General features: G+C 61.6%; 18 protein-coding genes. 7 read left to right on the top strand and 11 right to left on the bottom strand.

The genetic code is table 11. The features are described 5' to 3' along the window. Window position 1 precedes the first annotated feature (1 nt). Genes N1937_RS26390 through N1937_RS26370 form a run of 5 tightly spaced genes read right to left on the bottom strand, consistent with a single transcriptional unit; the run spans window position 2 to window position 7088 of the window. Window positions 2-997: a carbohydrate ABC transporter permease gene (locus N1937_RS26390; protein WP_222331884.1), complete on the bottom strand. Its 996-nt coding sequence runs from the start codon at window positions 995-997 to the stop codon at window positions 2-4. A 2-nt stretch (window positions 998-999) separates the two neighbouring features. After that, entirely contained in the window at window positions 1000-2106 is a 1107-nt protein-coding gene (locus N1937_RS26385; protein WP_260059372.1) for an ABC transporter ATP-binding protein, read from the bottom strand. Then, window positions 2094-3458, bottom strand: coding sequence for a polygalacturonase PglB (gene pglB, locus N1937_RS26380; RefSeq protein WP_260059371.1), 1365 nt, complete (start codon window positions 3456-3458; stop codon window positions 2094-2096). The genes N1937_RS26385 and pglB overlap by 13 nt, the downstream gene beginning before the upstream one ends. After that, window positions 3455-4549, bottom strand: coding sequence for a beta-galactosidase BglB (gene bglB, locus N1937_RS26375; RefSeq protein ID WP_260059370.1), 1095 nt, complete (start codon window positions 4547-4549; stop codon window positions 3455-3457). Before bglB ends, pglB begins: the two co-directional genes overlap by 4 nt. A gap of 16 nt (window positions 4550-4565) precedes the next feature. Further along, entirely contained in the window at window positions 4566-7088 is a 2523-nt protein-coding gene (locus N1937_RS26370) for a hypothetical protein (RefSeq protein ID WP_260059368.1), read from the bottom strand. 191 nt (window positions 7089-7279) lie between these two features. On the opposite strand from N1937_RS26370, the gene N1937_RS26365 reads away from it, so the two are divergent. The 3 genes from N1937_RS26365 to N1937_RS26355 all read left to right on the top strand — a co-directional run bounded on the left by N1937_RS26365 (window position 7280) and on the right by N1937_RS26355 (window position 11584). Beyond that, window positions 7280-8563 (top strand): ABC transporter substrate-binding protein, encoded by a 1284-nt coding sequence (locus tag N1937_RS26365; protein ID WP_260059367.1) that lies wholly within the window; start codon window positions 7280-7282, stop codon window positions 8561-8563. A gap of 203 nt (window positions 8564-8766) precedes the next feature. Then, a complete protein-coding gene (locus tag N1937_RS26360) occupies window positions 8767-10128 on the top strand; it encodes an MFS transporter (RefSeq protein WP_260059366.1) in 1362 nt (453 codons plus the stop codon). Between the two features lie 193 nt (window positions 10129-10321). Next, window positions 10322-11584, top strand: coding sequence for a DUF3422 domain-containing protein (locus N1937_RS26355; RefSeq protein WP_162116322.1), 1263 nt, complete (start codon window positions 10322-10324; stop codon window positions 11582-11584). Between the two features lie 67 nt (window positions 11585-11651). Here the strand turns inward: N1937_RS26355 and N1937_RS26350 are convergent, their stop codons facing one another. The 6 genes from N1937_RS26350 to N1937_RS26325 all read right to left on the bottom strand — a co-directional run bounded on the left by N1937_RS26350 (window position 11652) and on the right by N1937_RS26325 (window position 19469). Then, a complete protein-coding gene (locus N1937_RS26350; RefSeq protein ID WP_260059365.1) occupies window positions 11652-13796 on the bottom strand; it encodes a methyl-accepting chemotaxis protein in 2145 nt (714 codons plus the stop codon). A 16-nt stretch (window positions 13797-13812) separates the two neighbouring features. Next, window positions 13813-14742 (bottom strand): substrate-binding domain-containing protein, encoded by a 930-nt coding sequence (locus N1937_RS26345; RefSeq protein WP_170256578.1) that lies wholly within the window; start codon window positions 14740-14742, stop codon window positions 13813-13815. Between the two features lie 199 nt (window positions 14743-14941). After that, entirely contained in the window at window positions 14942-15826 is an 885-nt protein-coding gene (locus N1937_RS26340; RefSeq protein WP_260059364.1) for a carbohydrate ABC transporter permease, read from the bottom strand. Further along, entirely contained in the window at window positions 15816-16790 is a 975-nt protein-coding gene (locus tag N1937_RS26335) for a carbohydrate ABC transporter permease (protein ID WP_170256696.1), read from the bottom strand. Before N1937_RS26335 ends, N1937_RS26340 begins: the two co-directional genes overlap by 11 nt. Window positions 16791-16871: 81 nt before the next feature. Then, window positions 16872-18095: an ABC transporter substrate-binding protein gene (locus N1937_RS26330; protein WP_260059363.1), complete on the bottom strand. Its 1224-nt coding sequence runs from the start codon at window positions 18093-18095 to the stop codon at window positions 16872-16874. A gap of 51 nt (window positions 18096-18146) precedes the next feature. Next, window positions 18147-19469, bottom strand: coding sequence for an alpha-L-fucosidase (locus tag N1937_RS26325; protein ID WP_260059362.1), 1323 nt, complete (start codon window positions 19467-19469; stop codon window positions 18147-18149). 205 nt (window positions 19470-19674) lie between these two features. Here N1937_RS26325 and N1937_RS26320 point away from each other — a divergent pair, with 205 nt between their 5' ends. The 4 genes from N1937_RS26320 (at window position 19675) to N1937_RS26305 (ending at window position 24032) form a co-directional block, all read left to right on the top strand. Beyond that, window positions 19675-20682 (top strand): LacI family DNA-binding transcriptional regulator, encoded by a 1008-nt coding sequence (locus tag N1937_RS26320; protein ID WP_260059360.1) that lies wholly within the window; start codon window positions 19675-19677, stop codon window positions 20680-20682. Window positions 20683-21090: 408 nt separating this feature from the next. Beyond that, on the top strand, window positions 21091-21819 hold the full coding sequence (locus tag N1937_RS26315) for a FadR/GntR family transcriptional regulator (RefSeq protein WP_260059712.1): 729 nt from the start codon (window positions 21091-21093) through the stop codon (window positions 21817-21819). A 299-nt stretch (window positions 21820-22118) separates the two neighbouring features. Beyond that, entirely contained in the window at window positions 22119-23138 is a 1020-nt protein-coding gene (locus tag N1937_RS26310) for an ABC transporter substrate-binding protein (protein WP_017967479.1), read from the top strand. A gap of 78 nt (window positions 23139-23216) precedes the next feature. After that, window positions 23217-24032: an ABC transporter ATP-binding protein gene (locus N1937_RS26305; RefSeq protein ID WP_170259626.1), complete on the top strand. Its 816-nt coding sequence runs from the start codon at window positions 23217-23219 to the stop codon at window positions 24030-24032. Window positions 24033-24043 lie beyond the last annotated feature (11 nt).

Here is a 24043-nt window from a genome sequence, read left to right as displayed (position 1 = left end):
CTCAAGACTCCATTCGCTTGCCGATGCGCAGCTGTATGAGGGTAAGAACCAGAAGCACCAGCCCCATGAGAACCGATGCGGCGGAGGCCAGTCCGAAGAGGCGAAGATCGCTGCCGAAAGCCATCTGGTAGATATATTGGACGATGAAGCTGTTGGCCGTGCCGGGGCCTCCGCCATTGGTCAAGACCCAGGCCTCGTCGAAGATCTGGACGGATTTGATCATCAAAAGAATGAACACGACCAAGAGGTTCGGGGCGAGCAACGGAAGCGTGATTCTGAACAGCGTGCGGCGCGGCGAAGCGGCATCGATGGAGGCAGCCTCGTAGAGCTCCTTCGGGATAGCCTGGAGGCCGGCAAGCAGGATCAGGGTATAAAAACCCATGTGAAACCAGACCGATACCGCGACGACGAAGAAGCGCGACCAGCCGACATCAAGCAGGAAGATTTCAGGGGGAACGCCGATCATCTGGAAGAAGGCGTTCAGGAGCCCGTTACGATCGAGGAACCATTTCCAGATGAGACCGATGACGACGGGAGACAGCAAGACGGGATAGAAGAACATCGCCCTGAAGAAGCCGCGCGCGACGATCGCCCGATTGAGGATCAGCGCCGTGATCAGCGCCACGAGCAATGTGGCGACGACATTGAAGGCTACGAACCAGAGCGTGTTCCACACGGCCGTCCAGAACAGCGATTCCTGACAGGTTCCCGGCTGCAGATAATTGCCGCAGGAAAGCAGCGTGCGGAAATTGTCCAGGCCGACGAAGGGACGCTCCGACACGAAAAGGTTTGTGCCGCCGGTAAAGGCGTAACCGATCGCGATCGCGATCGGAAGGAACGTGAAGATAGCAAACAGTACGAGGTTCGGGGCCAGGAACAGCCATGGCATACGCTTGCGGCCGAAGATGCGCTCGATCAGATTTATCGGGGCTTCGACCACTCTCATCGCCGTTTCCCCTGTCTGGGTCAGCAATGCACCTGCCTTGAGCGCCGCCATGTTCAGCGCCTCCCCTGTCCGGGCCGCCGGGCAAAAGCCAGGCCGCTTTCGGGATCGAACAGATGAACCCGCCCCGGGGCGGCATCGATCAGGATGTGATCACCAGGGGCCGGCGCGAAATGGCCGGCCTCATGAATGATCATCTGCTCGTCCTGACCTGCAAGGTTGCCGTAGACATAGGTCTCGGTCCCGAGGCCCTCATGATACTGGACGATGAACGGCAGGCCCTGCTCGCTGGAACGGGAAAAATGCGCGGGCCGGATGCCGGCGAGAACGGCCTGTCCGACCGCAATGCCGGCGAGATCGACATCGCTGACGATGCTGCCGCCATTGCCGACATCGATGGTGACGCCGCTTTCGCTGATGCCTGATATCTTGCCCTTGATGATGTTCATGCGCGGCGAGCCGAGGAAGCCGGCGACGAAGAGATTGCGGGGGCCATCGAACAGGTCCAGCGGCGCGCCGACCTGCTCGACCCGCCCAGCCCGCAGCACGACGATCTTGTCGGCCATCGTCATCGCCTCGACCTGGTCATGCGTGACGTAGATCATCGTCGTCTTGATCTCGCGGTGCAGCTTGGTGATCTCGGCGCGGGTCTGGACGCGCAAGGCGGCGTCGAGATTCGACAGCGGCTCATCGAAGAGGAAAATGTCCGGTTCGCGCACAATGGCCCGGCCGATTGCCACGCGTTGGCGCTGGCCGCCCGAAAGCTGCTTCGGGCGCCGGTCCAGATAAGGTTCGATCGCCAGCATCCTGGCGGCTTCGGCAATCCGCGCCTCGATCTCGGCGCGCTTGAACTTCAGGTTCTCCAGGCCGAAAGCGAGGTTCTTGCGAACGCTCATATGCGGATAGAGCGCGTAGGACTGGAAGACCATTGCGATCTTGCGCTCCGCAGGCGAGAGCGCGCTGACGTCGCGCCCCCCGATCGCGATTGCGCCCTCCGTGACCTCTTCGAGGCCGGCGATGACACGCAGCAGGGTCGACTTGCCGCATCCCGACGGACCGACGAAGACGACGAACTCGCCGTCCTTGATATCGAGTTCGACGTCATGCAGGACTTTGACCGAGCCATACGATTTGTTGACGTTGGAAAGTTTCAGTTCTGCCATGCCCCACTCCCATCAGGTGCCGCCGTTTCGAAGACGGCGTTGTTTTTGTTCCAGCCTTGCGGCAGCGGTGTCGGTCTTGTGATCCGCACCTCATTCATCACTATCCCGGCGACATCAGCCACGTAGACGGCCGGCATTCCTCCCGGATAGTGCTCAAGACCGATCACCCGACCGTCGGACCCGCGGGTCCAGGCATTCGCACGGCCGCCGCCATCGGCTTTCGGGGAAAGGTCCGCGTTCGTCGGACGCAGGTCGTAGGACCGCGCCGTACCGAGTTGCCCAGGCTGCTGATCGATGGCGATGCGCGCAAGCGATGCGTTCCTGATACCGGCCGACGAGGTCGAAATGATCGTGATCGCCCCCTCCATCCGGCCGGTTATGTCCTCGACGATGAGATTTTCGATGGCGCCTGCCGTGCGCTCCGCGACACGGTCGACGACATTGACGGTCAGCGCCTCCCCCGAGCCCCAGAAACCATCGGGGGTCTCGCGGCACTCCACCGCAATTCTCGAAAACCTCACATTCGATATCCGGCCGCCGTCGCGGGAAAATATGCCGAGCGCCCTGTTGGAGGATGAAACGTTGCAATCCTCGAACACGACATTGGTGACGTCGCCATGCGTTTCCGTGCCGATCTTCAGCGCACAGCTGAGGCTCCGAACGGAGCAGCGGCGGACAAGAATGTTTTCGCATCGTCCGATGGCGACACGATCGGGGCCGATACTCGTCTTCAGGCATATGCCGTCGTCGGCCGTCGATATCCGGCAGTCCTCGATCACGGCGCCGCGGCAGGCATCCAGCACGATGCCGTCGGTATTGGGAAGGCGGCGGTCGTTGTCGATGGTCACATCCCTGACTGTGACATCGGTGCAGTTGACGAAATGCAGCGTCCACATCGGCGAGCGGCAAATATGGACGGAGCTGATCTCGACCTCGTCGCAACCTTCGAACACCACGACACGTGGACGAAATTCGGCCGGGATGAAGGTTCCCACCGTCTCGTCGTCTCCCACAATGAAGCTGTCACAACCGGCTTCGATGCGCCCCGCCCCCGTCAGACTGATCCGCCGTGCATCCTTGGCGACGATCATGCCGCGGTCCGATTTTTCGGCGATCACCGAAACACTCGTATGCGCATAGGCCTCGTAGTCCGAAACGGGACGCAGGATCGCGCCGGCGGCCAGATGAAGGTCGACGCCGGATCTGAGCTGGAGCCCGCGGCAGACATGGATGCCGGCCTTGAGCTCCACGCGTCCGCCGCCCGAAGCCGACAGGCCGTCGATGGCCGCCTGCAGGCGGACCGTATCGTCGCCCTCCGCCGGCTCGATCGCGACACGTGACACGGGGCTCATTGGCGCTCGCCGTTCTCGAGAAAGACTTCCGTCAGGAGCAGCATGGTCAGCGCCTGGCCATAAGGCGTCGGCACGTTGGGGATGCGCCTGTAGAAATCGAGGTCATGGCCCATCGGCGTGCCGTCCGAGACGCCGTGGACGACACCTTCATCGTCGATCTGCGCCAGCACCGCCGCAAGCGCGCGCTCCGCATGAGCCCTGTCGTCTTTGTCGAGAATGCCGGCATCGATGGCGCGCAATATGCCATAGGCAATGCCTGCCGTGGCTGAGGTTTCGAGCGGCGAGGACGGATCGTCCAGAAGCGTCGTGAACATCCCGTCCGGCCGCTGGTATGCTTTCAAGGAGCGCACCTGGCTGACGAGAACGTTCGACAGGAAACGCCGGTCCTTCTCGCCGAGCGTCGGAACGAGATCGAAGAGCTCGGGGATGGCGACGGTGATCCAGGCATTGCCGCGCGCCCAGAAGGCATTGGCGAAATTGTGCCGGCCGTTGAAGGTCCAGCCATGATACCAGAGCCCGCTGACCGGATCCGAGAGGTAGCGGGTGTGGATCACGAATTGATAGACGGCCTCGTCGATCCATTCGCTGCGCTGGCAGAGCACGCCGGCCCGGGCGAGAAACAGGCAGGCCATGAACAACGTATCGTCCCACAATTCGCCGTCGTTGAGACGCTCCTTGACGACGTGCTGAAAGCCGCCGTCCTCGGTCTTCGGCAGCTCCTTGACGAGCCATTCGGCCCAGTCCTCGACGAGAGCGCGAAAATCGGGACGGTCGACATGCTGAACGAGGATCGCAAGCGGCAGCATCGGCGCCGTGCTGTTGATCTGGCGCGGCGGCAGGCCGCGTTCGATCTGGCCGGCATACCAGGCGACGAGTTCCTGCAGCGCTTTCTGATCATTGGTGGAAATAGCGCGGCGCAGGAAGCCGTAGAGACCGACGCCGACTTCCCAGTCCCATTCGTCGAACTGGATTCCGGACGCGGAATTTCCCGTCACGAGACCTTCCTTGATGCCTCTGAGCCGGCTGAACGCCGTTGCCACGCGATCGATCGTCGTCAGGAGGGCGGCGTTATCGACAGATGTTGTGTTCATGCTGGAGACCTATGTTTCAGGAGTAGAACGGCCCGTCAGTGCCGGCGCCGGAAGCTGCACTGTCGTGGGTGAGGATCGGGTGCGGCTGATCGTGGGTGAAGGGCCTCGCCTGGCCGCCGATCGAAAGACCGTCGGCATAGAAGAGGTCGATCGCCGAGCCGCCGGGCGGTGTCAGGGAGAGACGCCGAAGCCCGGGATCGAAGGAAACCGTCGTCTGGCCCAGGCGTTCGATGAACGTCTTGAAGGCGGCGTCGTTACCGCATCCGACGATACCAGCCCAGCCGCACAGCGGCCCGTAGGAGCGCACCTCGCGGCCGGCCGTCGGGCCATCGGTGATCAGCTCCAGGCCGTTCGACGCCCAGAGGGCGGAAAATCCTCTGCCTGATCGGACAATCAGCCATTTGTCTTCGATAATGAGGTCGTCTAGCCCGTCGCGGCCGATATAGGCGTGCGTCGATGCGTGCCGTGCGTCGCCTGTGTCTTCGATCAGCAGAGCGACGTCGCGATGCTGGGCAACGCGCGGCAGGATGCCGTTGCCGGCCCAATAGGACGGCCGTTGATTGCCCCAGGGGTCGTCCTCACCGGGATGGTTGACCCACAGCCTCGCCATCGGATGGCCGGCCAACCTGATGTCGAGGACATGCTGCTGGTGCCCCTTCTGGCCGGTCTTGTGATCGACGACCGTCGAAAGCTGCGCCGCCTCGTTCTTGAACAGCACGAGTCTTCCGCTCTCGAGCCCCTGGCTGTAACGCGCTTCGACGCTTCTTGACGGGGTGAGCGCCGCAAGCTCGGCCAGCTCGGCCGGCGGCTCGTAGCCGCCGGCGCAGAACATCGTCAATGCCGCGACACCATTGTTCAGCCAGCCGGTTCCAAAAGCGACCTGGGCGAAGGGCGCAAGCTCGGTCAGCGGGCCGGCGCGCAACTCCTTGTCGTAAGCGCGGCCCTGCGATCCGGCCGGAACGCCTGCGAGCGTATGAAGGGCAATCATCCGGAAGATGAGATCGATCTGGGCGCGGGCGCGCGCTGACATCGCCGTCTCGGCCCAGCGCTCCAGCGCCAGCAGACCGATGAAGTCGATCGGGTAATAGGCGGCCGAGTTCCACTCCGCCAACCCATGGGCTTCGACGCTATCGAACCAGCGGCCGAGCCGCTCACCGGCGACTTCCGCTTGCTGCCGCCCCGTCCTGCCCGAGGCCGAAAACACCTCGTCGGGCAGGAGAAGTCCCGCCAGCAATTGGCTCGTATGAAAGCAGAGCACATGGTTCTCGCTCCAGAACCACATCGCGTCGTTGCCCGGCTCGTCGACCCAGTAACGATAGGAACGGACGGAATGCCGGATGCGATCGACCACAGCATCGGGCATCCTGTCGGCATAGGCGCCGAGCAGCCACAACAGCGGCACCATGATGAAATCCGAGCAATCCTCCCGCGCATCGATGGAGGCGAGCGTCGCGTCGATGATGCGGTCGAAGCTTTCCTGGTCGTGGTGACCGGTTTCCATCATGGCGATCAGGCGCCCGACGCGATTGGCGCCGAAGCGGGCGCTGTATTCCAGCGCCTGCCGCTTGCGGGCGGCGAGCGACGTCTCTGATGGCACCGGCGAAATGCTGCTCATGAAGGCGGCATCGATGACGCGCGTAACCGAACCCGTGCCGCTGCCGATCGTCATATGCACGCCGTGATAACCGTCCGCAATGCCGCAGACGTCGTCGGCAGTGAGGCTGCTCTGATGAGCCTTGAGCGTCAATCGGGAGTGCGCGAGAACGGGCCGTTCGTGCCCATGGCCGACGACCTTGATCTCTACCGGCAGATCGCGTTCGGGCGCAGTGCCGAAGATGATCTCCAGCGGCTGATTGACGAAGACGTCGCGGGCCGGGCGCACTCCGCGCGCAAGGGCTTCCAACTCGCGGACCTCATCCTGATCAAGCGATACGGGCAGCAGCACGCAGAGCGGCTCCTCGTCCAGCATCTCGAGTTCGAAGAACCATGTCGTGTCGCGCTCGGCGAGGTCTTCGGTATGGACGAGAATCTGGTTGTCGCCGGCTTTAAGCGGCAGGCTTATGTCGGTTGCGCTCTCGGTGTTGCGCTTGAAGGGTTCGAAGCGTACTTCCTCCTGTCCGTTGACCCATATGCGAACGCCGCCGCAGGTCTTCAGCCTGAGATTGAGCGTTCGCGCGGTCTCCGTCCTGAACGTGCCCTTCAGCCATCGCCTGAGATGCGTCGGCACGTGCCAGAAACCGGTGAACTCGACGCGGCGGTTCGAGCCGGGAAGATTGAGGCTTTCGGTCGGCCAGGCTGTGTCGGGCAGCAGCGGCCGCCCGACCATGGTCGACCAGAAAGCCTTGCGGCAGGGCAAGTCGCCGACATCGACGAAACCGTTGATGAAACGATAGTTCACGCGGTCTTCGGCCGGCGCGGGCTCGCCGGGAAAATAGCTGGCGATGAGGCCGGAAACGGCCCATGCCGTGATCGTCTGGCCCTCGGCCACGCTGTATGCCGGCGTCATCTCGCCCGGCTGTTTGCTGGATTCCGTTTTCACAGACCGCCTCCTCCGCAATTCTATGAAAATATTTTCATTACGTCTTTTTGCGGGCTATTTTTGCAAATTGCTCAAAAACATTCACTAGTGCCGCAGAAAATAGCTTGACCGAACGAATGTCAAGTATATGAAATTCGTTTATCGATGGCTCACGCCGCGATTGATGAAAATGTTTTCATGGGAGGATGAAAATGAAAACCTATCTCTCAGGAGCCCTCGCACTGGCGCTGGCTACCGTTTCTTTCGCATGGGCCGGCGCGGCCATGGCGGAAACCAAGACGATCACCTTTCTGTTCACCGACGACGACCAGGCTTACGTCGAGCGGATGGAAGCGCTCAGCAAAGAATTCGAGACGGCGCATCCCGACGTCAAGGTCAATTTCGTCTCGTCGGGCTATGATGCGGTCGCCAAGCAGTTGCCGGTACAGCTTGCCGTCGGCGAAGGTCCTGACATTGCCAAGATCACCGACTGGCAGCTGGCGCCCTATTACCTCGACATGCGTCCTTACATGAAGGACCCGGACGGTTTCGCCAAGCTGCACGGCGACAGCCTGAACACGCTTCGCTTCCCCGGCGTCAACGACCCGCAGTCGATCAACGGCTATATCGCGTCGCAAACCTTCAACCTACCCTTCGTCAACAAGACGCTGTTCGAACAGGCTGGCGAACCGCTTCCGAAGCCCACCGCCACGCTGAAGGATATCGTCGAAGCCTCCGCGCGCGTCGCCAAGGCGACCGGCGCTCAGATACCCTTCACGATGGATCGCTCGGGCCACCGCTTTTCCGGCGCGGCATTCTCCTACGGCTCGAACTACGTCAAGGACGGCAAGTTCTTCTTCCCCGACGATGCCGCCAAGCGTTATGTCACGGATCTCTACGGCTGGACGAAGGACGGCTCATTCCCCAAGGAAATGTGGGGGGCTGCCGGCGGAACCCAGTACAAGAACATGGGCGACGAGTTCGTCAACGGCAACGTCGTGACCTATCTCGCCGGCAACTGGATGGTCAATCCGTTCCAGAAGAAGATCGGCGACGCATTCGACTGGACGGCGATCGGCGCGCCGTGCGGCGATGCCGGTTGCTATGCGATGCCTGGCGGAACTGCGATCGTCGGCTTCAAGCGCACTAAGTCTCCGGAGGCCGTGGCCGCCTTCATCGAGTTCCTCGGCTCTGAAAAGGTCCAGCGTGAAATCGCTGAAAACTACGTCATCCTGACGGGCGCCGACATCAAGGATCCGCAATACAAGCTCGAGAGCAAGAATGCCAAGGAGGCGATGGCCGTCTTCCTCGCAAGCCGCAACAGCGTGCCGCAGGCAGCCCGGGACCTGGAACGTCTCAAGGGATCCTCCGCCATCTATCAGCTCATCGTCCAGAGGATGAGCCAGTTGATCGTCGGCGAGCTTTCCCTCGACGAGACCTTCAAGGCAATGAGTGCCGACGTCGACAAGGTCAACGTGGCGCTCGCCGCCAAGTAACCGGTCATGCGTCGTCCCGCATGATGCGCGCATGCAGCAGCCACGGCCTCGCAACAGGGCCGTGGCTTTTTCTTTCCCCACGGACACTTCGGCCAGTTTCGAATTGTCGACAGCCTGAACCACGCTACGTCTTCCTTCAAATCGTTACAGCGTCCTTTACGCGTCTGAAAAGACATGCGGCGCTGTAAGGGAAAGGCAGCGTCATGAATTCAATCGAACAAAACACCGGGTCTCACTCGCAGCTGAGGCCCGCCGCTCTCGCCATACTGTGCCTTGGCGTGATCGTGGCACAGGTCGATACATCGGTGGTCAATCTGGCGGTTCAGCCAATAGGGGTCGGCCTCAAGGTCTCCGTCACTGAACTGCAATGGGTCGTTGACGCCTACAATCTCGTCTACGCAGCACTTCTCATCAGCGGCGGCTTGTTCGCCGATCTTTACGGCCGACGTCTAATGTTCATGATCGGCTGCGCTGTCTTTGCCTTGGCGAGCCTTGGCTGTGCATTCGCCTCGACCATTGCGATCCTCGTCGCGGCGAGAGCCTTGACCGGCTTCGGCTCCGCCCTGCTCCTGCCCGCTTCGCTTTCGTTAATCCGGGTCATCTACCGGGATGAGAAAATCCGTGCCCGAGCGCTCGGAATCTGGGCCGGCTGCAACGGCATGTCGCTGGCGATCGGCCCGAGCCTCGGCGGCTTCCTCATCCGTGATTTCGGTTGGCGATCCGTCTTCTTCGTCGTCATCCCCATCGGACTGACTGCGGCGGCCGGAGCGCGGCTCTTCGTTCCCGAGAGCGCGGATCGGCAGGGCCGATCCTTCGACATGCTCGGTCAGTTGCTGGGGATCGCTGCCCTCATGGTCATGACGCTCGCCGCGATCGAATCGTCGCACCTGCCGCCCCTCTGGACGTCCCTGCTGGCCATCGCCGGCGCGCTGTTTCTCTTGCTCTTCGTCAGGGTCGAGCGGCGGCTGGAACAGACGGCGCTGGTTCCAATCTCGATGTTCTCCGGCAGCCAATTCCGCGGCGCGATGCTGGGAACGGCGGCGATGACTTTCGGCATGTACGGCACGCTCTTCCTCTTTCCGCTCGCCTCCCTCGGCCTCGGCCGGCTGGCGTCGGTCGAGGTCGGGCTATCGCTGCTGCCGATGGCGATCAGCTTCATCGCGATCTCTCCCTTCTCCGGCGCGATCTCGGAGCGCCTGGGGAAGAAGAAGGCCATATCCGCGGGGCTCGCCTTGATGGGTCTCGGCAATCTGCTGCTCGGCGCCGCCTTTCTGGCGGACTGGTTCATTGCCGAAGAGATCGGACTGTTGCTGACCGGGGTCGGGATGGGCACGGCGACAGGACCGCTGACGGCGGTGGCCGTCTCCACCGTGACATCAGATCGCGCCGGCACGGCGAGCGCCTTGATCAACGTCGCCCGCATGGTGGGAGCGACGATCGGCGTCGCCATACTGGGCGCGGTCTTCGCCTTCCTCGGCGAAGCCGAAACCGCCTTCATCATCGCGATGTCGGCCGGCGGTAGTGTGCAACTGCTTGGAAGCTTCATCGGCTGGCGCTTGCTCTAAATGAACGGTCGGTGCGAAGGCATGCGCAGTGCCGCCACCCGATGGTGAAGGCATGGTGACACGCGGTTCGGGAGAGGCTATAGGCGTTGTCGGCCTTCGCCGGCTCGCAGGCGCCATGGTCAATTCACACATGCCGGCAACCCGGTTACATCAGGCGACCCGGCGACTGCCTACCGTATAGAGGTGCATTTCCATGCCGATGGGCTCCGAGCATCCGCTGCGAAGAGAGCTTCACAACGAGCTCCACGCGCGGCCGTCGCTTTACTTCGATGGCGACACGGATGTGTGGCACGTCGCCATCGTCGGCGTGAATGCCCCTCCTCAGATACCGAATTCCCTGCCGGGACTGGAGGATGTCTCCACGACCCGCGAAGGCAACCACGGCATCGGCCGCATCGGCGACGGCCGGCTGAAGTGGGAGGCGCATACCGAGTTCCTGACCCTCACCTTCGTCGTTCCGGCATCGGCCGAACCCGGCAGCAACCCGCCGGAAGCCTTTCAGACATGCTGCCGTCAGATCGACGGGAAGGTCATCGCGGCCGTCCGGGTGCTGGTGCGCGACGAGAAGGACGGGCAGCGTCCGGAAAAACCGAAGCTTGATTATGTCGCCTCGCAAGTCGGCGGCGGCGATGCGGAAGTGCATTCGAATTTCCGCCTGACCGACAGCGGCTTCGTGGAATTCCTGTTCTTCAACCGCAACCTCAATGCCTATCGCACCGGCCGCATGGTCAGGCGTTTCCTGGAGATCGAGACATACCGGATGATGGCGTTGCTGGCGTTGCCGATGGCGCGCGAGACGGTGTCGAAGCTTTCCGTCTTCGACCGGCGCCTCGACCTGCTGATCGCGCACATGCAAAGCGCGGTCAAGGTCGACAAAGCCCTGCTTTCCGAGGTCACCAAGCTCTCGTCGGATGTGCTCAACTTCTCAGCGCTCGCTCGCCACCGCTTCGGCGCGACGAAAGCCTATGCCGAGATCGTCGCAAGCAGAACGTCGGAGCTTCGCGAGGTGCGCGTCGAGCAGCGTCAGAGGATCGGCACCTTCATCGACCGGCGGTTTCAACCAGCCGTCCGCTCGGTCGAAGCCGCCGAACGCCGCCTCGACGAACTGGCCGAACGTGTGAGCCTGGCCGGAGACCTTCTCCGGACGACCGTGCAGGTTCAGCTCGAAGATCAGAACGCCTCGCTACTGACCTCGATGGAAGAGAGGGCGCGGATCCAGGTGCATATCCAGCAGGCGGTCGAAGGCTTCTCCGTCATCGCCATCACCTACTACACCGTCGGGCTGGCGAAGATCTGCCTGGAAAGCATTTCCGAACTGGGCGTTGATCCGCACATGGCGAAGCTCGCCGTCCTCGGAGCCATCCCGGTCGTGCTTTTCGCCGTCTGGACGGCAATTCGTCACGTTCGCAAGAGCATTGCCGGCGCACCGCACGCTCCGGCATCCGGGAGCCATTGACACGACACCAGACACGCGCTCGCCGCCGCCCTTTCGGACGGCGGCGTTTGCTCGTATCGACACGACGTCAGGATGCCAGCGCGTAATGCCGATGCTCCGATCCCCGGCCGCTGCTTGTCCTGAAGCGCCGCAGCAGCTCGGCAAGGCTTTCGGTTTCATGCGTCAAGCTCTGAGCGGCGGCCGTGGTCTCTTCGACCATCGCGGCGTTCTGCTGCGTCACCTTATCCATCTGGTCGCCGGCGGCCGAGACCTCGCGCAGGCTCGTCGCCTGTTCGCGGGCGGCAACGGCGATCTCGGCCACGGTCGCATTCATGGCGGTGACCTGCTCGACGATCTGTTCGAGCGAGAGGCCGGATTCGCCCACCATCTGGACGCCGGTCTTGACCTGCGCCGAGGAGGTAGAGATCAGCTGCTTGATCTCCCTTGCCGCGTTGGCGGAGCGCTGGGCGAGCTCGCGGACTTCCTGGGCGACGACGGCAAAGCCCTTGCCTGCTTCGCCGGCGCGCGCCGCTTCCACGCCGGCATTCAGCGCCAGCAGGTTGGTCTGGAAGGCGATCTCATCGATGACGCTGATGATGTTGCCGATCTTTGACGACGAATTTTGAATTTCCGTCATCGCATCGATGGCGCGGGCAACGATCTCGCCGCCCTTTTCGGCATTGGTGCGGGCGGTCGCCACGACTCCCTGGGCGCGGCTTGCGCCCTCAGCCGTTCCATTGACGCCGCGGGTCACCTCACCCAGCGCTGCGACGGTCTCCTCCAGCGAGGCTGCCTGCTGCTCGGTGCGGCGGGCGAGATCGTTGGAGGCGGTGGAGATTTCCGTAAGGCCGGAGCGGATGGTGGCGACCGCGCGAATGACGGCGTCAACCGCCTCTTCGAGGCTCGCGACTGAGTTGTTGAAATGATCCCGGATCCTGACATAGCGATGATCGACCTCGCCGACGCGGACCGTGAGGTCGCCCTTCGACAGCGCGTCCAGCCCAACGGAGATCTGGCGGAAGGCATGCTCCATCACCTGCGCGTCGCTGAGCCGCTCGGCCTCCTGGCGCAGCCGCTCTTCTTCGGCCGCCAGGCGGGCGCGTTCGGCATTGGCTTCCGCGATCAGCTTGGCGCGCCCCGTTTCCTGGAATACCTTCAGCGAACGCGCCATGGCTCCCAACTCGTGGCGATGTTCGACGCCCGTGATCACGATCCCTTCCTCACCACGGGCAAGCTGCTCCATGGACTGGGCCATGTTGCGCACCGCCGAGGAAATCAGCCGGCCGACGAAATAGGAAAGTACGAGGCCGATGACGATCAGCAGTCCGCTGATGACGAGCGTCGCACTGGTCGCGGAGGCAACCGTTGCGTCCACCGAACCGTCCAGGGTCTTCTGCGCACCGGTAACAGTTGCCTGCAGATCCTTGAAGCCGCCTGAGATTTTCGGCGCGAGCACGCTGAGCTGCATCTGGCGGATGTTGCCCGAGGCCTGCAGCACGTCCTTCATGTCGCCGAGACGGGCGGTGTAGTTCTGCATCAGTTGGCCGGCGCCCATCAGGCGCTTCTTTTGCAGTTCGTTCTTCGCGGCCTTGGCGGCGGCTTCGTTGAGCGTAAGCGCTTCGGCCAGTGCCGTCTGCGCCGTGTCATAGGCGGCAAAATCGTTGGAATGCACGAAGCGCTCGGAGAAATAGAGGCTGCGGTTCAGAGCCTCCAGTGTCGCCGCCGTCATCTGCAGCAGGGCCACATCGTTCTGGCGCCAGGCGCTGCGCACGACGTCGTTGAGCGCGATGCTGGTCCAGGGGCCGAATTCGGTGACCTTGGAGATCAAGGCGTCACGCCTGGCCTGAAGGACAACGATCTCTTCGAAAGCCTTGCCATAGGCGGCAATGTCCTGTCGGATCGCCGCAAGGCCGGACTGTAGGTCCTTGTTGCCGGCAAAACGCGGATCGTCGGCGTCGAAGGCCTTCACGCCGGCGCGGAAGCGATCGACGACTTCTTGCGTCGGGGTAGAGCGGAAGGCTTCCGCCGACATCTGAATCTCGTGCAGCTGGTCGCTGTAGTCCGAGATGGCGAGACTTTGGCCGGCAGTGGCGCGATAAGACGCAAAGATCGAGGCGAGTCCGTTCATGCCGGAGATCGCACTGACCGTGAGCAGGCTCATCAACAGGATCAGCGGCACGAAGCCGGATGTGATCTGTGCGCGAATGCCGAATTTATTCCAGAAATGCAACATCATAATCCTCTTGTGCTCACTGGCTCTTCGGCAGATAGGTGGCAATGTTCTCAGGTGTGACGAGTTCGAAAGGAACGTCGTTTTCGCGCGGCACCTTCTCTTTGCGGATCAACTTCGTGGCGGCGTCGACAGCGGCAGCGCCCTGTCCGACGGCGCTCTGGAGAATGGTCACGTCGAGATCACCGGCCACCATGGCGGCGAGCGCGTCGTCGGTCGCGTCGACGCCGGCGACGACGACATCTTTCATCGGCATGCCGGCCTTCTTCATGGCCCGGATCGCGCCGAGCGCCATCTCGTCATTATTGGCGATGACCGCGTCGAACTTGACGCCGGCCGACAGCCATTCCTGCATCTGCTGGTCGGCATAATCGCTCGACCAATAGGCGGCCTGCCGCTCGACGATCTGAAGGCCCTTGCAATCCGGAGTGGCGATGACGTCTGATATATCCTGGGTGCGGGCACGGGCGGCGGCGTGGAAGGGTTCGCCCATCAGCACGACGACGCGGCCTTTGCCTTTAAGGAGCGCGCAGACCTGCTTGGTCTCCAGCGTTCCGGATTCCTTCTCATTGGAGGCGACCACCACCTGATTGTCCGGCAGGTCCAACAGGTTGGAAGGAACGTTGTTGATGTAGACCAGCGGAATGCCGGCATCTGCCGCCATCTTGGTCATTTGCGGTCCGAGGTCGCCATCGGAGACGGCAAGAATGATCGCGTCGACCTTGTCGGCAATGAGCTTCTGCACCTGCTGCTTCTGGAGCTCCTTGTCGCCATTGGCATTCTCGGTGACGAGTTTGAGGCCGGATATCGTCTGCCCATGCGAGACGACGCCGTTGAGAAGCGCCGTCCTGAATTTATCGAGACCTGACATCGAAACCCCGATCGTCTGGGCATGGGCAGCAGAGATCGATATCGCCAAGGCGATGGATGCAAGCGTGGCGGTTTTCATGAATTCCCCTGCACAATTCGGATATGAATGCGTTATTTCAAATTTTGGTTAAATTTTACTTTTCTCCGAAAGGAAAAGTTAAGCCCGAAGATATGATCTCGAGGCGGCAGGAGCGCCGTCTTCGGTGGCGATCGACCGTACTTGAAGCGCATCACACCAAACTTGATGCGATGCGCTCAGATCTTTGTTCTTATGAAGATTAGCGTCCACCGAATCCGGAGCTGACGGTGATACCCTTGTAGATCACCCTCTGCAGCACGATGGCCAGGACGACACCCGGCAGCATGGAGATGGTCGCACCGGCCATGATGTAGTTCCAGGCGGTGCCCTGCTGTGTCTGGAACAGGGTGAGGCCGAGCGGCAGCGTGGCCTTTTCGACGCCGCTGGTGGCGATCAGCGGCCAGAGGAAGCTCTTCCACTGTGCAATGAAGGTGAACAGCGACAAGAGGCCGATGGCTGGCATGGCAAGTGGAACGATGACCGTGACCAGGATGCGCAGGCGGGAAGCCCCGTCCATCATCGCCGCCTCGTCGAGATCCTTGGGAATGCCGAGGATGAACTGCCGCAGCAGAAAGGTGCCGAAGGAGCTGAAGGCGACCGGCAGGATCATGCCGTGATAGGTGTTGATCCAGCCGAGCTTGCTGACGATGAGGAAGAGCGGGATGACCAGCATCACCTGAGGGATCATCAGCGTGCTGAGATAAGTAAGCAGCAGCCCTTCCCGGCCGGGAAACTTCAGCCGGGCGAAGGCGTAGGCGGAAAGGCAGGATACCGCAATCACGATCGCCGTCACGCCGCAGGCGACCACGAAGGAATTCAACACGAAGATTCCGAACGGCAGGGAAACCAAGGCTTCGACGAATGTTCCCCAATGATACTCCTCGGGGAAGATGCGGACCGGCACGGCCATCACCTCGGCATTGGAGCGCACCGCGTTCGACACCATCCAGAAGAAGGGGAAGAGGAAAAGCAGCGCGATCAGCGAAAGTCCCGCGTAGCTGACGACGGTGCCGACGCGCCGCAATATGCGGTGACGATGCTGAGACACGGAATGCGGATGCCGTGAGGCCGGATCAATCGTCATAATGCACCCATTTGCGCTGCATGTGGAATTGCAGGATGGTGAGCGCCATGATCATGACGAACATCACCCAGGCGAGAGCTGAGGCATAGCCCATCTGGAAGTTGGTGAAGCCCTTCTGGTAGATGGCAAAACCGAGCGTCGCCGTTGCCGAGCCCGGGCCGCCGCGCGTCATCGCGAATATCTCGTCGAAGACCTGCAGCGAGGTAATCGCCGTCATCACGGTGCCAAAGAAGATGGTCGGCGAGATGAGCGGCAGGCGGATGCGCCAGAAGCGCTGCCAGGCATTGGCGCCGTCGATCGTCGCTGCCTCGAGATAGTGCTTCGGCACGAGGTCGAGAGCGGCGTTGAACATCACGACGTTGTAGCCGACATTCGCCCACAGCGTGACGAGCACGACAGCCTGCATGGCCCAAGTCGAGCTCAGCAGGAAATTCGGCAGGCCGAGGCCGAGCGCTCGGATGATGGTGTCGGCCAGCCCGTCCGGCGTGAAGATCAGCAGCCAGACCACCGACGCCGCAATGGTTGGTGTGAAGGTCGGCAGGAAGAAGATCACCCGGAAGATCGCCTTGCCGCGCTTCAGGCTCGATATCCAGACCGCGAGTGTCAGCGAGACGATAATATTCAGCGCCAGATACTCGACGGCGAAGAACAGCGTGTTGCGGAGTACGGTGTAGAAGGCCGGATCGACAGTGAAGAGCCTGATATAATTCTGAAAGCCGACGAAGGATGGCGTCGAGATCAGCTGCCAGTTGGTAAAGCTGAGCGCCAGCGATGCCACGATCGGCACGGCCATGAAGACCATGAAGCCGAGAAAGCTCGGCAGCAGGAACAGCATGGCTGTCTGGGTCTCCGGCTTCAGGAAGCGCCGTGGCTGAGCGGGCTGCAAGGAAACTTCGGCAACAGCGCTTTGCGACATGTCTTCCTCCATGCGCGGCAGGTCCTGCCGCAGCGAGAGCTGGCGCATGACCCGAGAATCGGAATCCATTTTCCGAATGGATCATGCGCAGATCTCAAGCGACGGCGCGTCCTGTCGGACGCGCTGGCTCTATTCCTGCGCAAGGCTCTGGATGGACTCCATCGTCTGCTTGGCATCGGCGCTGCCGGCAAAAGCCGGCGGGAAATACTGGTTTAAGAGGTTTTCCACCGCTGCCCAGTTGTTGGTGATCACGTAGGGTACGGAGTGCGCCAGGGAATAGTCGATGGCCTCGCCGCCATTGGTGATGTCCTTGGCCGCCACCTTGTACCAGGCCGATTGCGACGCCGTGCGCGCCGGCAAGGCACGGCCCTGTTCGGCGAGATAGGACAAGGCTTCCGAGCTGGTCAGCACCTGGATCGCCTTCCAGGCCGCGTCCTTGTTCTTGCTCGTCGTGGAAATGCCGAAACCGGAGCCTGCGGTGACGGCCGAAAGTTCGCCCTCATCGCGCGGCAGGGTGGTGAGGCCGATCTTGAACTTCGCCTGGTCCTTCATGCCGATGATCGACCAGGGGCCGTCGATATACATGGCGACGTTGCCCGAATTGAACCGGCCCTGGACGACATCACCGGGATCCGCGCCACCCGAGGGGACCAGCGGCGCGACCTTATCCTTGGCGGCAAAGCCGATCAGCCTGTCGGCGGCGGCAACTGCGCTTGCACTGGTCAAGTCAAGCGCACCGGCGTCGTTGACGTATTTATCGCCCCAGGCCGCGGCCAGGACCGAGTAGTTCGTCGGTGTAATGCCGAAGCCGTACTTGCCGTCCTTCGTCAGCTTCTTGGCGGCATCGGTGAACTCGGCAAGCGTCCAGCCCGGCTTCGGCAGCGGAACGCCGGCGGCTTCGAGCGCGTCCTGGTTATAATAGATGACCCACGGCCCAACGTCGTAAGGCAGACCGTAGAGCTGCTTGTCGACCGACATGCCGCCGATAATCGAGGGTGTGAAGGCGCCGACGTCGAATTTGTCGGCCTCGATCCGGTCATTCAGAGGCTCGAGCAGCGAATAGAAGTTCGGCATGCGCAGCGACTGCATGGAAACGATGTCGGCGAGCTGTCCCGATGCCGCCAGCACCGGCAGCCGCGTCCAGTAGTCGACCCAGCCCGTCGTCGTCAGCGTCACCTTGATATCGGGATACTTGGCGGTCACCATCTCGGCTAGGTGCTGCCAGCTCTTGGTGTCGGTTTCGGAGCCGGTCCACATCTGCCAGGTCAAGTTGACCTGCTCGGCCGATGCGGCGGTGGCATAGAGGCTGCTGCCGACCGCGGCGAGCAAAAGCGCTTTCTTCAAAACCTTCATGGGTTTCTCCTCCCTCCATGAACGCAAAGGACACGCGGGGTGCGACCGAGATCACGCCTCGAGTACGATCTCGATCACCGGCACGGTAACATCCGGGCGCCGGACCGGCAGTTCGAGCGTGATCATGCCTTCCGGCACCATCACGCCGACATTGGAATCCACATCCCTGGTCTGGGCGAGCCAGCGGACCTCGCTGGCGTCGTGCAGGAACTGCGCATAGGCGATCCTGTCGGCGACGCCCTCGATGTGGATGTGGCGGTAAGGCCAGTTGTAAACATGCAGATAGAGGCGGTTGTCGCGCTGCGTATAGCGGCAGCCAGCCGGCGCCGGATAATCGGACGGTCCTGCCCCGTAGATGGAGCGCGCATTCACGGCCATCCAATTTTGGTAGACCTCGAGCGCGGCGATGGCGCGCGCGTCAAGCGTGCCCCGGCCGGTCGGGCCGACATTCATCAGAAGGTTGCCGCCGAGCGCGACGGAATCGATGAGCAGCTGGATGATCTGTTCCGGGCTCTTCCAGGTATCCTCGTCACGATGATAGCCCCAGGAGCCGCTGAAGGTATGGCAGGCTTCCCAGCGCACCCCCTGGCTGGCGATAGCGGGTGCCACGCGCGGCGTATATTGCTCCGGTGTCGTCACGTCCGGCAGGTTGCCGGGCGGCAGATCGAGGCGGTTGTTGACGATGATGCCGGGCTGCAGCTCGCGCACCAGCTCGACCAGGAGCTCGCTTTCCCAGTCGGCGCGCCCTTTGCCGGGCAGGCCGCGATATTCGCGCCGCGGGTAGCTGAAATCGAACCAGATGATGTCGATGCGGCCGAAGCCGGTCAGAAGCTCGCGCACCTGTTCGCGCATATAGGCAGCGTAGTTGGCGATGTTACGGCCGGCATTCAGCGCCTTGGCGTCGGGATGGTTGCGTAGCGGATGGTGAACGTCGATCGGGAAATCGGGATGGTGCCAGTCAAGCAGCGAATAGTAGAAGCCGATCTTCAGCCCTTCGGCGCGGAAAGCTTCGACCAGCGGCGTGAGCAGATCTTTGCGGCAGGGCGTGTTCGGCGCCTTGTAGTCCGTCACCTTGCTGTCCCAGAGGCAGAAGCCCTCATGATGCTTGGTCGTCACCACGACATATTTCATGCCGGCAAGACGTGCCCGCCGCGCCCACTCCTTGGGATCATAGAGATCGGGATCGAAATTGTCGAAATAGCGCTGGTAATGGTCGTCGGTCAGCTCTTCCCGGTTCTTCAACCATTCGTGCCGGGCTCCTAGGGCATAGAGGCCCCAATGGATGAACATGCCCAGGCGATCCTGGCTGAACCAGGCGTGTTTCTCCGCCCCTCCAGATGCCGGATTTTCCGGCTGGCGTTCCGAACTCGTCACAGGTTTCTCCTCCCTGTTTTCCGGCTCAACATCATATCGAACCGGTTCGGTAAACGATCATCTCGCCTGATCCGATGTCTGTCAAGCCGAAATTCGCGATCACAAGTTCAGAAAGGAAGCGGTGCAAACACGTGTTTTGCAGCACGAACGTTGCGCAGACCAATAATATCGGACATAACAAGCCATTAGAACCGGTTCGATAACCATGACCACCATACGAGATGTCGCGCGCCTTGCGGGGGTTTCAATCTCGACCGTCTCGCTCGCGCTCAACAGCCCGAAGCGGGTCGGCGCCGAGACGCTCGACCGCATCCAGCAGGCGATAAAATCGACCGGTTATCGCATCGACCCGGTGGCCCAGACGCTGGCGCGCGGACGCAGCTCGCTGATCGGTTTCGTCTCGGCCAATCTCGGCAACATGTTCTTCGGCGACATCCGCCGCGAGATCGAGCACCAGGCGCTCGATCACGGATATTTTGTCCTGATCGCCGACTCCTCGGGCAAGGCCGATCTCGAACGGGCGCTACTCGAGCGGCTGGAGGCGCAGAAGATTGCCGGCATTGCGCTGGCGGCAAACGGGCGCGGCGAGGAGTACGCCACCTTCCTGCGCGACTTCAAAACCCCGATCGTGATGTTTGACCAGAAGGTGGAGGGCGCCGAGCGCGATTTTGTCGGTTCCGACAATCCGCTGACCACCACCATCCTGACGGAACATTTGTTGCAACTCGGCCATAGGCGCATAGGCTTCATTTCCGGGCCGAGCGGCCTGCACACTGCCGACGAGCGCCTGAAGGGCTTCATGGATACGATGGCCGGCGCCGGCGTGGACCTTGATCCTTCGCTGGTGGTCGAAGGCGGCTACACCAGAACCGGCGGCCATGCGCAGGCCATGCGCCTGCTAACCCGCCGCGATCGGCCGACCGCCATCATCGGCGCCAACAACATGACGGGTCTCGCAGCACTTCAGGTCATGCAGGAGATGGGTTTCCGCTGCCCTGACGACGTGTCGCTGGCGATGGTCGACGACGTGCCCTGGAGCAACGTCATCACGCCACGCATCACCATGGTGGTGCAGGATGCGCAGAAGCTCGGCGAGCTGACGGCACAACGTCTGCTGGCAAGAATAACAAGCCCGGAGGGCGCCGCAGCACCGCCGCAGGATTTTATCCTGACGCCGAGATTCGTGCGCGGGGAGTCGACCAGGCGGTTGTGAGTGCTTATCTGAGTTCCATCACCGAGGCAAAGGAAGAGGCGCGCGGAAGGATGCCACGATAAAGCTCAAGAGAGCCTCATCCTGAGGTGCCCCGCAAGGGGCCTCGAAGGGCGAGGCGGGCACGCCGGCGGTGCTGAATGCAAGGAGCAAAGTTGCGGCATGTCCTTCGAGGCTTCGCCCTATGGGCTACGCACCTCGGGATGAGTCACCTGGGAGGCTGCCGCGCCAAAACCCAACAGATCATCTGCAACGTACCGCCGTTGTCGGCGATACCGGCAAGCGACAAGCGCGGTTCATCCATTGAAAGACCACCAAATTTGTCATACATGTGTGATGAATCGTGAATTTCGGGTGCCGCGCGTTTGAATGGCACTCGGATCAAAGCCGATGCGGGGGTCAGGCGTGGCTATGCAGATGAAGGATCGCAGCAAAGGCTCGGGGTCGCTGGTCACACAGGTCGGCGAAAGCCTCCGGCAAGCCATATTGAGCGGCCAATATTCCGCCGGCGACAAGCTTCCGAGTGAACATGAGTTGACCGAAACACACGGCGTCAGCCGGACCGTCGTGCGTGAGGCGGTGGCAGCACTTCGCTCCGACGGGCTTGTCGAGGTGCGCCAGGGAGCGGGTATCTTCGTACTCGGTGGCGATCCGGCGCTCTCCGCGCGGAAAGTCGACAAGGCCCGCGTCGCCTCCGATCTTGAGGTACTTGAGATCAGAACACCTGTCGAAATCGAGGCAGCGGGCCTTGCAGCCCTACGCCGCTCGCCGGCACAGGAGGAAGCGATATTCGAATGCCACCGGAAAATCCTCCGGTGCATCGAGAGTGATCAATCCATTCGCGATGCGGATCTCGAGCTCCATGCCGCGATCGCGGAAGCCACGAACAATCCGCTGTTCAGGCAGTTCCTGGAGTCCCAGGGTTCGGCGATCATCCCGCAGTCGAGGCTCGTTCCGGAAACGAGGACGGCCGAACAGACCGCCTATCGAAAGCTGATCCACAAGGAGCACGAGGCGATCGTCGTCGCCATCTCGGACAGGGATGATCAAGCTGCCCGCAACGCCATGCGCGACCATCTGGTCGGCAGCCAGGCGAGATACCGCAATCTCCTGAGGGATCTGCGAAGCTTTACGAGCTGACATCTGATCCCAAGAGCTCACACGTTCCAGCCGGTCATCAGGTGACCTTAACGGCGCGGACAAGACGTCTCACGATTTTCATGTTGAAGCGGTTAGCGCGAGCGCTGAACGCTGCCGATGCGCTCGGAAAAATGCTGGCGCTGTCATTGATGCATGGACGGGATTGGACGGGCTGCCTGCCCGTCTGCGGCTGAAAGCTAGTTGAAAGCTTCGACGTCATAGAAAGGGGCGGCATCGTGGAGGAGACACGGTCAAGGTGGCGAGACGACGATGCACGCAACCACAAGGAGGAGATTTCTATGCGTTATTCACGCAGCCTTTTTCACACCGTCGCTTTTTCCACGCTTCTCGCCGCATCATCTTTCGCGACCAGCGCCGCACATGCGGCCGATAAGATCACCATCATGGTCGGCGGTTATGAGAAGCAGATCTATCTGCCCGCCAAGCTTGCCGAATCGCTCGGTTACTTCAAGGATGAGGGTCTCGACGTCGAACTCCTGAACGAACCTGCCGGTGTCGACGCCGAAAACCAGCTTCTGGCTGGCGCCGTTCAGGGCGTTGTCGGCTTCTACGATCATTGTGTGGATCTGCAGGCGAAGGGCAAGTTCGTCGAATCCATCGTGCAGTTCAGCCAAGCGCCGGGCGAAGTCGAACTGGTGTCGTCGAAGCATCCCGAGATCAAGTCGGTCGCTGACTTCAAGGGACACAGCGCTGGCGTAACCGGCCTGGGCTCTTCTACCAATTTCCTCACCCAATACATGGTCGCAAAGGCCGGTCTGAAGGGCGGGGATGTCACATCGGTCCCGGTCGGTGCCGGAACGACCTTCATCGCCGCCCTGCAGCAGGACGCCATCCAGGTTGGCATGACGACCGAACCAACTGTTTCACGCCTGCTGAAGACCAAGGAAGCTTCGGTACTGGTGGACATGCGCACCATCGAAGGATCGCGCAAGGCGCTCGGCGGAACCTATCCGGCAGCCTCACTCTACATGGAAACGGCGTGGACAGAGGCACACAAGGAAGAGACTCAGAAGCTCGCCAACGCCTTCGTCAAGACGCTGCATTTCATCAATACGCATACCGGCGCTGAAATTGCCGAAAAGATGCCGAAGGATTTCTACGTCGGCGACAAGGAGGGCTACATCAAGGCCCTCGATGCCGGCAAGGGCATGTTTACCGCTGATGGCATCATGCCAGAAGATGGCCCGAAGACGGTTCTGGCCGTGTTGTCCGCGTTCTCCAAGAATATGCAGGGCAAGCAGATCGATTTGTCGAAGACTTATACGACGGAATACGTGAAGCACGCCCAGGCAATGTAAGCGCTGGACCCGTCACCCGCTGCCGTGGGTGACGGGTTACCGGCCTGTACGCCTGTTTCTACCCTTTGAGGAAAAAACATGTCCAATCATAGTCAGGGGGCCGCCATCGAGCTCCTCAATGTCAGCCGGCGTTTCGTCTCGCCGACAGGCAAGTCGCTGACGGCGCTACGCGATTTCACCATGTCGGTGGAAAAAGGTGAATTCGTCGCGGTCGTCGGCCCGACCGGCTGCGGAAAATCCACCACACTCAACCTCGTGACAGGTCTCGCCCGGCCAAGCGCGGGCGAAGTCCGGCTGATGGGCGGTCCGGTCAACGGCATCGACCCACGCGTCGGTTTTGTTTTTCAGACGGATGCCCTTTTCCCGTGGAAAAACGTCATCGACAACGTGATGGCGGGGCCGCTGTTTCGCGGCGCAGCCAAGGCCCAGGCGGAAGCCAGCGCCAAGAATTGGCTTGCCCGGGTCGGACTGTCGAAATTCCTGCATCACTATCCGCATCAGCTCTCGGGCGGCATGCGCAAGCGCGTCTCGCTGGCACAGACCTTCATCAACGAGCCCGAAATTCTGCTGATGGACGAGCCGTTCTCCGCGCTCGACGTTCAGACCCGCACCGTCATGCATGAGGAATTGCTGCGGCTATGGGCGGAACGCAAGGCATCGGTGGTCTTCGTCACCCATGATCTCGAGGAGGCCGTTGCGCTGGCCGACAAGGTCTATGTGCTGACAGCGGGACCGGCGACCGTCAGGTCGGTCTACAAGATCGATCTGCCACGGCCCCGCGTCGTGTCGGAAATCCGCTATGAACCGCAATTCATCGATTACTGCCGAACCATCTGGGAGGATCTTCGCCAGGAGGTGGATGCCGGATACCGGCGTTCCACCGAGGCAGCGTAAGGAGAATAACG

It is taken from the genome of Rhizobium sp. WSM4643 (assembly GCF_025152745.1).
Lineage (GTDB): Bacteria > Pseudomonadota > Alphaproteobacteria > Rhizobiales > Rhizobiaceae > Rhizobium > Rhizobium leguminosarum_I.
The sequence above is the reverse complement of the archived record's forward strand: the minus strand, read 5'-3'. Positions and strand labels throughout refer to the sequence as shown.